Annotated in this window: 9 protein-coding genes; 2 read left to right on the top strand and 7 right to left on the bottom strand. The window is 38.2% G+C overall.

The genetic code is table 11. From position 1 onward, the window contains the following. Positions 1-215: 215 nt before the first annotated feature. Together dsdX and JEP36_RS11580 are read left to right on the top strand one after the other, a co-directional pair. Positions 216-1,553: a D-serine transporter DsdX gene (gene dsdX / locus JEP36_RS11585; RefSeq protein ID WP_160230020.1), complete on the top strand. Its 1,338-nt coding sequence runs from the start codon at positions 216-218 to the stop codon at positions 1,551-1,553. A 12-nt stretch (positions 1,554-1,565) separates the two neighbouring features. Beyond that, the gene (locus tag JEP36_RS11580; RefSeq protein WP_198630218.1) at positions 1,566-2,894 is read left to right on the top strand and encodes a D-serine ammonia-lyase; all 1,329 of its coding nucleotides are present in this window, start codon (positions 1,566-1,568) and stop codon (positions 2,892-2,894) included. Between the two features lie 230 nt (positions 2,895-3,124). Here JEP36_RS11580 and JEP36_RS11575 read toward each other — a convergent pair whose 3' ends face one another. From JEP36_RS11575 to JEP36_RS11545, 7 genes are all read right to left on the bottom strand, one after another. Beyond that, positions 3,125-5,494: a TonB-dependent receptor gene (locus JEP36_RS11575; RefSeq protein WP_109371586.1), complete on the bottom strand. Its 2,370-nt coding sequence runs from the start codon at positions 5,492-5,494 to the stop codon at positions 3,125-3,127. 15 nt (positions 5,495-5,509) lie between these two features. Continuing rightward, positions 5,510-7,588 (bottom strand): TonB-dependent receptor domain-containing protein, encoded by a 2,079-nt coding sequence (locus JEP36_RS11570; protein WP_198630217.1) that lies wholly within the window; start codon positions 7,586-7,588, stop codon positions 5,510-5,512. A gap of 216 nt (positions 7,589-7,804) precedes the next feature. Next, positions 7,805-8,845: a ferric ABC transporter ATP-binding protein gene (gene fbpC / locus JEP36_RS11565; RefSeq protein ID WP_109371582.1), complete on the bottom strand. Its 1,041-nt coding sequence runs from the start codon at positions 8,843-8,845 to the stop codon at positions 7,805-7,807. Between the two features lie 15 nt (positions 8,846-8,860). Continuing rightward, complete coding sequence (locus tag JEP36_RS11560; protein ID WP_198619402.1) at positions 8,861-10,939, bottom strand: ABC transporter permease; 2,079 nt, start codon at positions 10,937-10,939, stop codon at positions 8,861-8,863. Positions 10,940-11,013: 74 nt separating this feature from the next. Then, entirely contained in the window at positions 11,014-12,045 is a 1,032-nt protein-coding gene (locus tag JEP36_RS11555) for an ABC transporter substrate-binding protein (RefSeq protein WP_069368510.1), read from the bottom strand. Between the two features lie 2 nt (positions 12,046-12,047). Then, positions 12,048-13,400: an MFS transporter family glucose-6-phosphate receptor UhpC gene (gene uhpC / locus JEP36_RS11550; RefSeq protein WP_311748442.1), complete on the bottom strand. Its 1,353-nt coding sequence runs from the start codon at positions 13,398-13,400 to the stop codon at positions 12,048-12,050. 67 nt (positions 13,401-13,467) lie between these two features. Then, a complete protein-coding gene (locus JEP36_RS11545) occupies positions 13,468-15,024 on the bottom strand; it encodes an MASE1 domain-containing sensor histidine kinase (protein ID WP_198619404.1) in 1,557 nt (518 codons plus the stop codon). Position 15,025: the final 1 nt, after the last annotated feature.

The following is a 15,025-nucleotide window of genomic DNA, read 5'->3' as shown; positions in this document are numbered from 1 at the left end:
TCTCGTTTTGTTGTTAATAGTAACGTAGGTTAACAATCAAGCTAATGTTAAGATGAAATACCATGCTGCTACTTATCATAATGTGATTATTTGTGCATTGTGTCACTTATTTGAGTTAATTGATTTCATCTTAGTGTAAATTTTCATCATTTGTAAGTGCCGAATGATTAATATTCAATATGATTAACAATAAATAAAATATTTGGGATGGATATATGGATTCAACGTTATGGGTGCTAGGTACTCTTATAATTAGTATCTTGCTCATTGTTTTTACTATAATAAAACTTAAGTTTCATCCGTTTTTAGCCTTACTATTGGCAAGCTTCTTTGTGGGTACTGCTATGAAGATGAATCCTTTAGAAATGGTAAATGCGATTGAAAACGGTATTGGTGGTACGTTAGGATTTTTAGCAGCAATTATCGGTTTAGGAACTATTCTTGGTAAGATGATGGAAATATCAGGTGCCGCAGAACGCATCGGTATTACATTACAAAAATGCCGTTGGTTATCTCCAGACGTTATTATGGTATTGGTTGGTCTTATTTGTGGTATTACACTCTTTGTTGAAGTGGGTGTGGTATTACTGATCCCTCTTGCTTTCTCTATTGCGAAAAAAACAAATACTTCATTATTAAAATTAGCTATTCCATTATGTACAGCATTAATGGCTGTTCACTGTATTGTTCCTCCTCATCCTGCTGCATTATTCGTGACTAATGAATTAGGGGCAGATATGGGAACCGTTATTGTTGCGGGTCTTGCAGTTGGTTTAGTCGCATCTTTAGTGGGTGGTCCTTTATTCTTAAAAATATTAGGTGAACGCTTACCATTTAAAACAGTACCTGAAGAATTTTCTGATATGGAAATTCGTGAAGAAAAAGATTTACCTTCATTAGGTGCCACTCTCTTTACTGTATTACTGCCTATTGTTCTGATGTTGATAAAAACAGCAGCAGAATTAAATATGACAAAGGGAACATCGCTTTATACTGCATTACAGTTTATTGGTAACCCAATTACTGCGATGTTTATTGCTGCCTTTGTTGCTTATTATATTCTAGGTATTCGCCGTAATATGGGCATGAATACGTTATTGAAGAAAACAGAAGATAGCTTTAGCTCTATTGCCAACATCTTATTAATTATTGGTGCGGGTGGTGCTTTTAATGGCATTTTAAAAGGTAGTGGTTTAAGTGAATCTTTAGCGTTAATTCTTTCTAACTTAGATATGCATCCTATTTTATTGGCTTGGTTAGTCGCCATTATCCTTCATGCTGCTGTTGGTTCTGCAACTGTTGCAATGATGGGCGCGACTGCAATTGTTGCACCACTAATGCCTTTATACCCAGACATTAGCCCTGAAATTATTACATTAGCAATTGGTTCAGGTGCTATTGGTTGTACCATCGTCACAGACTCACTGTTTTGGTTAGTGAAACAGTATTGTAATGCAACTTTAAGTGAAACTTTTCGTTTTTACAGTGTCGCGACCTTTATTGCCTCCTTTGTCGCACTAGGCGGTACATTTATGCTTTCTTTTGTCATATAAAAGAGAACGACTATGAACCATATAGATATAAATAAATTAACAAGCAATTTTCCACTAGTTCGTGACTTAGTGGACTTAAAAGAAGTGGTTTGGTTTAACCCAAAAGTGACCACCACTGACCAGGGACTTCCATATGTTGGTTTAACGCAAGATGACGTAATTGTCGCACAAGCGAGATTACAACGTTTTGCACCTTATTTAGCTAAAGCATTTCCAGAAACGGCTGTTACTCAAGGAATTATCGAATCAGAAGTGGTTGATATTCCTAAAATGAAAGTCGCACTTGAAAAGCGTTATAACACGTCCATTAGCGGTCAATTGCGTTTGAAAAAGGACAGTCATTTACCTATTTCTGGCTCAATTAAAGCGCGTGGTGGGATTTATGAAGTACTGACTCATGCTGAGAAATTAGCGATAAACGCGGGATTGTTGAGCACAGACGATAATTATGAAAAATTATTTTCTGATAAATTTCGTGAATTCTTTAGCCAATACAGCATTGCTGTTGGCTCAACAGGCAACTTAGGTATGTCTATTGGGATCATGAGTGCGAAATTAGGCTTTAGTGTGAGTGTTCATATGTCTGCTGATGCACGTCAGTGGAAGAAAGATAAATTACGTTCTCATGGCGTTAATGTTGTTGAATATGAACAAGATTACAGCATTGCGGTAGAAGAAGGCCGCAAAGAAGCAGAGAAAGATCCTAACTGTTTCTTTATCGATGATGAAAACTCAAAAACATTATTTTTGGGTTATGCGGTAGCGGGATTACGTTTAAAACGCCAATTTGAAGAGCAAGGTGTTCGTGTTGATAGTGAGCATCCTCTGTTTGTTTACCTGCCTTGTGGTGTCGGTGGTGGCCCTGGTGGTGTTGCATTTGGGCTAAAACTGGCATTTGGGGATGCCGTACACTGCTTATTTGCAGAGCCAACGCACTCACCTTGTATGTTATTGGGTGTTTATACCCAATTACATGAAGGCATCTCTGTACAAGAGATTGGTATCGATAACGTAACTGCGGCTGATGGTCTTGCTGTCGGTCGTGCATCAGGCTTTGTTGGTCGAGCAATGGAGCGCTTAATTGATGGTTATTACACTATTGATGACCAAGAGCTTTATGACTTACTCAGTTTATTAAATAAAGAAGAAGGGATTAAGTTAGAACCTTCGGCTTTAGCTGGAATGACAGGTGCTGTACATGTCACTCAAGCTAAAGATTATCTGCAAGGATTATCACTAGACAGTCAAAAAATGCAAAATGCAACGCATTTAGTATGGGCTACTGGTGGTGGTATGGTTCCAGCAGATGAAATGCAAAAATATCTCGCTCAAGGAAAATAGAGAGAGAACGGAGGTTATCAGCTTTTGTTCTGATAGCTTCTCAAAAAATAAAGGGAGTAGTACAAGTATTTTTCTAAAACAATAAAAACGTAGCAATATGCTACACCAAGCATTACCTCAAACATTCACACCAGGATGTCACACCAGGGGAAAATGTCGTAGTATTATTATAAAAAAGAGGCACCCATTGGGTGCCTCGCTTACTTTATATCTTGCTAAATTAGAAAATATTAAAAATCAATTTTGATATTCACTCCATAATTTCTACCTGGCAAAGGGGCTAAATATTTCAACTGAGAAGAAGCGGGTCTTGCTTCTGTATTGGTGAGATTATTAATAATAAAATCAACAGAAACATCTAATTTATCAAGATGATATTTTTTGCCAATTCCTGCATCAACTAATGTGTAAGAAGGAAAAGTAATATCCCCACCATACATTAATCCACCACTTTCTTTTTGTTTTTTATAGTAAGTCGCAGTACTAAATGCGGTTAACTCTTCATGCTGATAATTAAGGCTAATACCATGTTTTTCATTGGGAAGATTAGGCAAATAATTACCTGCAATAAAGAGCTTTCTTTTACTTCTGTTTTCAACAAAATCACCAAATAGTGTGAATGTAAGATTATGGTCGTGAGGCATTTCATATAAATATTTAAATTCGTATTCTAAACCTTTTGTTTCAAGATCAGTTTCATCCCATTCCATTACTGTAACGCCACCACGACTTACGCCCGTTAAGCGTCTAAACTTAAAATCGCTATAGTCAGTTTTATACAGATTGAGTTTATTAGAAAAATTACCAATCTCAATAATGGATGATAATTCAATGCTCTTACTTTTTTCTGTATTAAATTTACTGTTTCCTTGTTCTTCAATTAAATAAGCATAGTGGGGACCATGTGTATAAAGTTCATTAATTTCAGGAGCACGATAAGAAATATTTTTTTGTAGCTTTAATGTCCATTCATCAATTGGTGTAAAAGATAAGGCTAATGTATTTGCACTGGTATCAAAATGACGATTTTGCAGATTTGAACCTTGTCCTCGACCGCTATTATAATTATCGGGAATATTTAGATGATGATGGGTATAGCCTTTACGGTATCCCGCAGTAATTTCAAAAGGAGATAAATTTAACGACTCAACCCAATATATTCCATACTCTTTGGTCAATACACTTGGTAAATAAGCATCATAGCCAGACGTTTTCAGATCACGATAATTACCGTTAATTCCGACAGCACCATTAAGCCGATTAAATAGCGGAGTATGTGCAGTTTCTATCGCTAATTGATGGCTTTTAGTGTTAAATACCGATGATGCAATTTGACCGACCAACTCCTCATCTTTCGATTCAGAATAAGAGTAATAAAAAGCGCTGTCTCTGAAAAATGGCGTTAAGTGATAATGTTTTCCTTGTATATCTATTCGTCGATTATGGTTTGAAACTGAAATAGGTTTGTACATTTCTCGTGTCGTTTTCGACGTGAGATAAGCATATCCTGGTACACCATAAGATGTTTGAAAATCAGTAATAGATAGGCCTAAATAACCATCATCTTCAATATAAGAGAGTGATGCATTACCACTTTGGCTTTTTAAAAAGCTATTAGGAATTTCTTTATTATTATTTTCAACATAATGCTTAGGCGGTGTTACATGTTCAATGGATGTGGGACTGCCGGGTTTATATTGTGAGTTAGCTTCATTATCAACATAACCAATACCTGAAAAATAATCTTTATCTTTAAAAGTATATTTATCATCTTCGCTTAATTCATATTCAACTTTGTATTTTTTCCAAAACTCACTAATGTAAGGGTAAGCTTCAGGATTACGGCTGGTAAACACTTTCATATCAACTTGGCATTGATCACGTAACGCAAAGTGACTTTTTAGTTGTTGATAGCTATAACACGGTGCTGCTTTAGAATGTGTTGGAATTTTATATCTAGTAACTCGTTTAGTGGCACCTGAAATATTAAAAACCCAGTTTTCTTCATTACTGAATTTAATATTTGCTGATCCACCATTACCGTTATTGGTACTTCCATTAAATGTCACGGCGCCTGAAATCGCTTTTTCAGGCAACTGTGTCATTATCCTATCATCCCACAAATGAATTGCACCACCACTGCTACTACCACCATAAAGTAGTGCTTCAGAGTTTTTACTGATCGATATTTCATTAATTCTGTTCATATCAATGGGAATAGGCATATTTCCACTAATAAATGAAACATCATTAATAGGAAGATTATTGACTAAAATACCCACTCTATTTCCAGACATGCTACGAATAACGGGTCTTGCGGCATTAGGGCCAAAACCTTCTGCTTGTACTCCTGCGACTTTTGAAACGGTATTACCAATGGTATTGGACTTTATTTGTTCAAGTTGTTTTCCTTTTATCTCTTCCCGATTATTCAGTAACAATGAAGAGAAAGTCTCTTTGTTTTTTATTGATGTTGCTTTAACAGTAATAACATCGTTTGGTATTTCTTTTCCTTTGCTTTTATCTTCATTATTCTCTTTTCCATATAAAGGAGACGACAAAAGCATAAGTAAAATAATAGAGAATTTACTTTTTTTCATAATTATTTTTTATACTTAGAATGTAAGAGTAGTGCCTAATATGATATTACGACCTGGTAAATACATTTCATCTTTAATATAAGAGGTACTGTCTTTCCCTTTTGCATCAAAGATATTATTAACTTTGGCATACAAGGTATAATTGGTATTATCTAAATAGCCAATATATTCACTACCTAAGCTAACTGTATTATAAGATGCTGTTGGCGTTTCATATTCGGCTGTTTTATTCTGTTTTCCAAAGTGATCAACCCGAATTTGCCCATTTAGATTTTCTGTTAAACTATGTTTAATATAAACGCTTAATCGATAAGCGGGGATCCTTGGAATATTTCCTTTATTATGCAGTAAATTTGCTCTGACATAATCACCAGAAATACCAATTAAGCTATCTTGGTGATAGTAATAGTCAATATTACCTTCTACACCTTTGAATTGAGCATCATGTTGTACGTATTGTAATGGTCGATATCCATTATTTAATTCAGCGCCAGTAAACTTGCCATAAATATAATTATCAATATGGTTATAATAGGTACTAATATTGAATTGAATATCACCTGTTACTTTAGTTATCCCAATATCAATATTATTTGCCGTCTCTGCGGTTAAATTAGGATCGCCTTTTTCAATAGTTCGACTTGCAGCATGAACACCATTCGCGTAAAGCTCTTCTGCAACAGGTAATCTTTTCGTGTGTGATAGTGATAAATTTAAAAAATAATCTTGTGTAAAATTCCACGCTAATCCAGCAGAAATCGAAGATGCACTCTGTTTATTGTTTTTTTGAGTTTCTCTATTTAACAGTGATTGCCACTCTTGGCGAAAACCTAATTCATAGCGAAAATCGCCGAATTGGTATTCTTCTAATAAAAAGAGTGAGTGATTTTTTGTTTTTGTTGACGGTACATAAGCCTCTTCTCCATAAGCACTAAAATCACGTTGATTAAATTGCCCGCCAATAACACCATGCCAGCCTAAAATAGGTTGATGTGTGAAAGAAAATCTTAATTCATCTCCTTTGTTTTTAAATTGGGTACTAACTTCATGATCTTCTTTTTCATCATGATGATAATGGGTTCTGGCCGCACTGAAACGTACCGATTCAATACCGGCAAATGGGTTACTTTTTTCACCACGAAGATCCCATCGTTTACTCTCCATAATAATATAGGGAATGCCATGCTCATGTTGTTCATCAGGGTATTCATGATTGTGATCATGATGATGATGACCAACTAAAGGTGGGTGAGTAGGGGCGTGATGATGCTCCTCCTCATGATCATGAAAATGAGTATGACCAGGTAATCCATATCGGCGATGTTGCTCACCATAGCCAATTCCAATATAACCCTCATCAAAGATCCATGATGCACCGATATTTGCAGATTGGTTATCTTGATAAGAACCAGCTAAGCGGCTTGCTTCCCCTTGATGTAATGGCTCGGGTTGTTTGTAGTTACTTTGGTAACGTTTCGTGCCTTCAATACGCAGAGCTAAATTATCTTGCCCTAATGTCAAACCTGCTGCACCGGTATTTCCTTTAGAAACAGAATCATATTGATAATGTAATTCGCCATCGTAACCTTTTTCAGGCACTGACATAGGAATTTTGCTATCAATAACATTAATGGCGCCACCGATTGTGCCTCCTCCATAAAGTAATGCTGAAGATCCTTTTAATACTTCAATACGCTGGCTTAAAAAAGGTTCGCTCGTGATTGCGTGATCTGCACCAATCGACGATACATCCATAAGATCACTACCACTGTGCAATACTTTTACTCGGTTGCCTGACATCCCACGAATAACGGGATGCACTGAGCCTCCACCAAAAAAACTGGCATGAAAACCGGGTAGAGATGTCAATGTTTCAGCAATAGATGCACTACGATTAGCGCGTAACTCTTCTTGTGTAATGACAGCAACGGGTGTTGCCATTTTTTCTTGTGGTGTTTGTAAAGGCGTTGAATAAACCTTTAATACCTCATTTTGTGGTTTTTCTTCTGATTTCGTTGTGGTGTTTGCGTTTGCAAATAATGAATAACTTATTGAAATAAAAAGCGTTGTGTAACTAAAAACAGATTTTTTCATTTTACTTACCTCCTTTATTTTATAATGTTATAACATAACATTTTGTAAATATTGTAAGTAAATATAATTATCATTAGCAAGTGGTGATTTTTTCAAAATGATAAAAATTTTATAAGTTATTGTAATTTATATATAAAAACATTTTCTCTGAAAGAGGGAGAAGAGATGAAAAAAGGCACCTCAAAGGTGCCTTTAAGATAAATAAGATAAAGACGCTTATTCTAGGATAAACATACCATAAGGGTGAATTTGCAGATAATAACTGTCACCTACATTCGGCTGAAGCTGTGTGGCATTGACTTGTAATAGCAAGGTTTGATTTTGCCATTCTACCGTGACTTCATATTGTGGTCCCATGTAAGCCACATGCACTATTTTACATTGCTGACAGACATCGCCTTGTTGAGATAAGGTAATCGCTTCTGGTCTAACTCCAACTCTAACTTCGGTTTTAGTCGTATTAAATGTATCTGGTTTTGGTAGGCGATATTGGAAAATATCAACATAATCAGCGCCCAATGTGGCTGGGAATAAGTTTGCATCTCCCATAAAGCTTGCCATAAATTCAGATGCGGGTTGGCGATAAAGATTTTGTGGTGAACCTAATTGCATTATCTTGCCTTTATTCATCACTAAAACCATATCAGAAACTGCAAATGCTTCACTTTGGTCATGAGTGACATAAAGAGACGTGATATTAAACTGTTGTTGTAATTCACGAATTTTCTCTCTCATACTACGACGTAAGTTAGCATCAAGGTTACTCAATGGTTCATCAAAAAGCAGCACTTTAGGTTTCAAAATTAAGGCGCGAGCTAATGCAACACGTTGTTGTTGACCACCTGAAATTTGGTCAACAAAACGGTCTTCAAAGCCTGCTAAATCCACCAGCTCTAAGGCTTCAGAAACACGTTGTTTGATTTCAGCCTTAGGACGCCCCAGCATTTTTAAGCCATAGCCAATATTTTCGCCCAACGACATATGAGGGAAAAGGGCATAAGACTGAAACACCATACAGATGTCGCGTTGCTGGATCGAACGGTCGGTAACATCTTCGCCATCGATAAAAATTTTGCCTTCTGTCGGTTTTTCTAACCCTGCCACTAAACGTAATACGGTTGTTTTACCGCAACCTGAAGGCCCTAATAATGAAACCATTTTGCCTTGTGGAATAGACAAACTGAGATCTTCAATCACCGTGTTAGTGCCAAAACGCTTAATTACATTTTTCAGTTCAACGAAATGTTGTTGTGTCATGATTTATACTCCGTATTACTGTGCATTTTTGGCTTTAGAGCGTGAAACACGGGCTTCGCCAATCAAATAGTCAAATAAGAAAATAATTGCCAACATCACGACGATTAAAATCGAGCCGTAGGCAATTGCGACGCCGTATTCACCATCTTCAACGCGGTTTAAAATATAAGCGGTTGCAACGCGTGTATCTGGTGTAACAAGGAAAACGATGGCACTGACTGTCGTTATCGCACGCACAAAGCTATAAATCAGCGCAGATAAAATAGCAGGGCGTAATAACGGTAACAGCACATAGAAAATGGTTCTCATTGAGTTCGCTCTTAAACTTAGAGAAGCTTCATCAAGCGATTTATCAATTTGCCCTAATCCCGCAATACCCGCACGTATTCCCACAGGCACGTTACGCATTGTCATAGAGATAATCACAATTGCCGCCGTTCCCGTTAAATAGAAAGGCGAGTCGTTAAACGCAAGAATATAAGAGACACCTGCGACGGTTCCTGGTACGGCAAAACAAAGCATGGTTGTGAACTCGATACTTTTTTTACCTTTAAAGTCTTGGCGCACCACGATATAGGCAATTAATAGTCCGAGAATTGCCGTGATCGGCGCGGCGATACCCGCATATAACAAGGTATCTAATAATGAAGGCCATGCACCGTCACTCATTCCTTGACCAAATAATTTGATAAAATTATCGAGTGTTAAGGTGTAATCAACTCCCCAGTTAACGGTAAAGCTACCGTAGAAAATACTGCCATAGAGCAGGATATTAAAGACAACCCAAATACCTAAAACAGTAGTCACAAATGCGATCAGTGACGATGGAAGAGGTTGAACATCACCGCGATAAGATTTACCTGATACCGTGACGTAAGAGCGTTTACCAATCCACATATACTGCACACAGAACACTAATAGTGAGAAAACTAACAGTGATGCGCCTAATGTACTGGCTGATTGATAATCAAGCTGAGAGCCTGTGATATAGAAATAAATTTGTGTGGCGATAACGTCAAAGTTGCCTCCTAAAACTAACGGATTACTAAAGTCAGCAAGAGATTGCACAATTACAATTAAAAACGCATTGGCTAACGCAGGTTTAAGCAACGGCATAAAGACGTTAAAGAAAGTTTGATAACGGTTTGCTCTTAAGGTGTAAGAGGCTTCTTCTAATGAAGGATGAATGGTTTTAATGGCGCCATCTAAAATCATAAATGACATAGGGGTAAAGGCGAGCACTTGCGCCAACCAAATCCCTGTAAAGCCATATAACCAGTTGGTATTTTCAAGTCCTGCGTAAGTGGCCAGAAACTCTGTCACATAACCCGAACGTCCCATCATTAACGTCACCCCTAAACCGACAACAAAAGGTGGTGTAACAATAGGTAAGATAGAAAATACACGGCCGATAATGGCAGAGCGCACCGCAATACGTGACGTATAAATGGCCAGTATTAAACCAAAGAAAGTACAACCTATCCCCACAGCAATAGAAAGCACAATTGAGTTAAGCATCACTTGCACTATATGGGCTTGGCTTAAAATCGCGATAAACTCAAAAGGTGCAAAATTGCCCGCGCTATCTTTAAACATCGGAATAAAAATAGCGATACTAGGGAAGATAATAAAGGCGCCAATCAGTGCAACAACAGCTATCAAAGAGCCGATAACAAAGCTATCACCGCCCAGCCATTCAAGGCGTGTTAAGGCGGTTTTCATGATCATTCCCAGAGAAATAAAAAGGATGATCGCAGAATAACCTAAGCCACGTCCTTCAAGGGTTGCACTGACTATCGTAATAAATGCACAAAATAGGGCAAAACCTGCATCAAAATAGTGGCGAGAGCGATTTTCACGTTTAGGTGCAGTTAATGGGCGAAATAGCAGTAAACTCGGTAATAAAAACCAGAGCCAACTGATATTTAGGCTACTCCAGCCATAAGAGGTGAGCAATTCATCTGCTGTTGAGTCTAAAAGACCGTAGTCAAGGCTCCATGATGGCAGTAACGCAAATGCCATCCATGCAATTAGGATCCATAAAAATATGGGATCCCGCCTCTTTTTTTCAGGTAAAGCGAGTGTGTGAGACATAAATCCCCCGAGAGTAAATGTATTTATTATTATGAGAAAAAGAGAGCGAGAGGTTATCTCGCTCTGTTAATGAGCTATTTACCCATTTTTACTTCGGTAACCCACTTATTAATCAGTTCCTTACGTACTTCACTATCGCCATATTTATCCATGTCGTAGTTAATGAGTTTTAAGTCTGATAATTTCAGTGCCATAGGTGAAGATTCAGCCGAGGTATTGGTTAGAATTTGGTAAGATTTACCTTCTTTCCAGCTAATTTCCTGCGCTTCTTTTGAGAGTGTCCAATCTACGAATAATTTTGCGTTATCCATATTGCGGGCATTTTTAATGATACTGACACCACCGATTTCATACCCTGTACCTTCACAAGGCGAGATCAATTCAAGTGGGGCGCCATTTTCAACTTCTAATGAGTAATCATGTAGGAAACCAATACCAATGGCTGCTTCACCACGGGCTGCATTTCGTGCAGGAGCAATACCTGATTTGGTGTATTGAGAGATATTTGTATTGATTTTCTTCAGGTAATCAAAGGCTTGTTCAGTGCCCCATAATTGATCAAAGGTTGCCAGTGCAGTGTAAGCCGTACCTGAGCTTTGTGGATCAGCAATTTGAATTTCGCCTTTGTATTCAGGCTTAATTAAATCTTTCCAGCAGGTTGGAATAGCAATGCCTTTTTCTTTTAAGCGATCTTTATTGACGCCAAAACCTAAAATACCGACATAGACCGCAGAAGAGTAGTTTCCTTTGCGTTTAGCTGGATCACGAAATTGTGGCATGATCTGATCGAGATTAGGAGAAACATAAGGCTCTAGCAGATCCATTTCACCCGCTTGTGAGTGAGGATCCATTGTACCGCCATACCAAACGTCAGCTTGTGGGTTACGTTTTTCAGCTTCAATTTTAGCTAAAGTACTCCCAGAACCATTACGAACGAAGGTAGTTTTAACATCATACTTTTCGGCGAAGGCTTTTGTTTCAGCTTCACACATCGCATTTGTCGCACTACAGTAAACGACTAAACGACCAGCCGCATTTGTTGATAAGCTAACCGCAGAAAGAGCCAGACCAGCAGCAACGAGTGTAGAGAGGGTTTTCAATTTCATGTTCAGAACCTTTTAAATGTGTCGTCATCGGAAAATGAAAGTGGGCCAACTGAATGCTCTTGTTTGCTAACATCAGCAATCAACAACGGCATTAGTAAGAGTCCCATTAAGGCCGCAGCACTGGTTAATAATGCAAACATCCCAGTCCAACCATAATGCGCCATGACCTGACTTAATGGCCAACCTGCCATTGCCGCCCCTAAATAGGCATACAATCCCAAGTAGCCAGTTACCGTGCCTGCTGCGTTTTTATGGCAATATTCTGTTGCAGCAAGCCCGATTAACATCTGTGGTCCGAACACAAAAAAACCGATACTAAAAAAACAGGCTGCGAGTAACGCATAATGATGAATTGGAATTAACCAAAGTGCTGTTACTGCGGTAAAAAGCCCGAGTGAAAACAGCAATATCATTGGTGCTCGTTGGCCGCGGAATAATAAATCCGAGCCCCAGCCTGAACATAACGCCCCGAGCAAGCCACCTACTTCAAACAAGGAAAGAATGGCATTTGCACTTAATAAATTGGCGCCATGTGTCTCTGATAACCAGATATTTCCCCAATCGTTTATCGCCATACGTATGAGATAAACCAAAATATAAGAAAACCCTAGCAACCAAATCATTCGGTTAAATAAAATGCTCTCTTTCAAAATAGTTAGCATAGGTTTAGGCGGAGAGGCTTGTTCTTGACGTAATTCAAACACATCGCGCCGCCACACACCCACAGTAGGAAGTCCTTCTTCTGCGGGAGTCCCTTTTAATCGTATACACAACCATAGCCCGATGATGATGCCGATAATACCGGGAACAAGCAGTGCGACTTGCCAACTATAATGCGTCGCTAGCCACGCAGTTAAAATGGGAAGACTCATCCCGCCAAGGTTGATTGAGATATTCCATAATCCCCACCAGAAGCCACGTTCATTGCGTGAATACCAGTGTGTTAACAACCTTGCACAAGGTGGCCATCCAAAGCCTTGAAAGAAACCATTTAGTGCCCAGACCAAAAGCAGTGCAGGAAACGAAAGACAATAGGCAAAGATAATATTCATAATGCCTGTCATTACTAATCCAACACCCATAAACCAGCGGTATCCCCACTTATCGTGGAAAATACCAGAAACAAATTTAGATAAACCGTAAGTGAGATAAAAAAGGCTGGCTATCCAACCGATATCTCCTTTATCTAAATTCAATTCAACTTGCATAACGGGCATCACAAAGTTGACGCTTTTACGTGTGAGGTAGAAGGTGGCATAACCAATAATCATCGACAGCATTAAATTTTTGCGCCAAAAGTTATAGGTCTTATTTATTGATGCCGAATTTTTACCTGACATAACATCCTCTTTGATGTTGCAAATGTAAAAAAAATGTCGCGAAAAAGAATGAGATAAGGTTGTAGATGACTAAGACTTATTCTTAGTTTTCACTGTTTTCTTTTGAATTTGTGGGTAAGTTAACAATTATTTTCGTACCGTGATGATTTACCACTTCCCATTCTCCACCTAAAGCACGAATGCGTTCTTCAATTCCGCGTAATCCAAAGCCACTACTTTGTTGTGCTGATAATGACGTGGGTAACATGCCAATACCATTATCACTAATCATCAGTCGTAATCGGTTTTGGTTTTGAGTCAGTGAGATTTGGATATAGGTCGCGTTGGCGTGTTTACTAATGTTGTTTAACAGCTCTTGTACTAAACGGTAGAGGGTAAAAATAATGGTTTCATTTTTAGGCTCTTTATCTAACGAGTAATTAAAATTACAGATGATACCGTTGTCATCAAAAGCAAACTCATTAATTAAATGGTGAAGGGCTTTTTCAAGCGACATTTCTTCTAAAACAGGAGGGCGTAATTGTCGGAGTAGTTGACGTGTAGATTGATGAATTTGCAGTGCAAGCCGTTCGATTTGTTCCCCTGTTTGGCGCGTTTTATCGTTATCAGCCATCTTTTTTACTAACATTGATTGAATTTGGATGGCTGTAATATTTTGCCCAATCTCATCATGTAATTCACGAGCAATGGCTTTTTTCACATCTTCTTCGGTGTGAACAAGTTGCTCCATTAGTTCGCGTCTAGCTTGAAGTTCTTGCTCTAAGCGTAATCGATAGTGACGTAAATTATGGGCTAATTGCTGTTGACGGCTTATTGCTATCCCTAAACCAATGCCAATAATAGCTTGCGTAGTTAAAAACATTTCTAACTCACGTAAGTCATTAAACGCGCCATTAACTTGTCGAGCAAAGGTGATAATTAAGCTGCCTAATATTGCAGATAATACGCCGCCTTGCCAGCCATAACGATACGCCATAAATACATTAGGGATAAAAACAAGAATAACTAATAAGCGTTCTATTTCGGGTGTTAAGAAAAACTGTGCACTTAATCCGATAAGGCAAAATAGAAATCCCCACATGAGTAAGGAGGTTCTTAATGGCGGATCGAGTGTGCCGTCAGAGACTAAAGTGCGACTTTGTAATTCGCGTAGATATTCATAAAGTAAAAAAACAAAAGGGGCGAGTAATATGCCACCAGTAACGGATGTCAGAAAAATACCGCTGGTGGTATTAATTACAAAACCAAGAATAAAGGCTTGTAGCAGGCTATTAAAGCCAACGGCACTAATTAATAGGGTTAGGCGTTGCCAATAAAGAGGATATCGCCACCAAATACGCTGAACTTCTAACGCGATAATAAGGCTTAGTATTGGTGAGAGATAAATAATGGCGTGGGTAATTAATTGCTCTTGCGCTAACCAGTAATAAAGCCCCCATTCAGCAAATAACATTGGTAGCCAAAAACGCCGCCAAAGTAAAATTATTAGGGCTAATCGTAGACCTTGAGGTAAGAAAAGGGCGGCTTGTTGCCCGTTTTTACTTAAATAGAAGCCAATCACCCAAAGTGATAGCCAAAGTAAAGAGTAGGTGAGTAATAAAAAGAGGGATTGAAGAAAAAAACGCAGTCCCCTTTTCATT

Source organism: Proteus sp. PR00208 (assembly GCF_016238545.1).
Classification (GTDB): Bacteria; Pseudomonadota; Gammaproteobacteria; order Enterobacterales; family Enterobacteriaceae; genus Proteus.
The sequence above is the reverse complement of the archived record's forward strand: the minus strand, read 5'-3'. Positions and strand labels throughout refer to the sequence as shown.

Bases quoted from the DNA above. Each gene is read 5' to 3' on its own strand.
- JEP36_RS11580 (WP_198630218.1), top strand. From the start codon at position 1,566: ATGAACCATATAGATATAAATAAATTAACAAGCAATTTTCCACTAGTT.
- JEP36_RS11555 (WP_069368510.1), bottom strand. From the start codon at position 12,045: ATGAAATTGAAAACCCTCTCTACACTCGTTGCTGCTGGTCTGGCTCTT.
- dsdX (WP_160230020.1), top strand. From the start codon at position 216: ATGGATTCAACGTTATGGGTGCTAGGTACTCTTATAATTAGTATCTTG.
- fbpC (WP_109371582.1), bottom strand. From the start codon at position 8,845: ATGACACAACAACATTTCGTTGAACTGAAAAATGTAATTAAGCGTTTT.
- JEP36_RS11575 (WP_109371586.1), bottom strand. From the start codon at position 5,494: ATGAAAAAAAGTAAATTCTCTATTATTTTACTTATGCTTTTGTCGTCT.
- JEP36_RS11560 (WP_198619402.1), bottom strand. From the start codon at position 10,939: ATGTCTCACACACTCGCTTTACCTGAAAAAAAGAGGCGGGATCCCATA.
- JEP36_RS11570 (WP_198630217.1), bottom strand. From the start codon at position 7,588: ATGAAAAAATCTGTTTTTAGTTACACAACGCTTTTTATTTCAATAAGT.
- JEP36_RS11545 (WP_198619404.1), bottom strand. From the start codon at position 15,024: ATGAAAAGGGGACTGCGTTTTTTTCTTCAATCCCTCTTTTTATTACTC.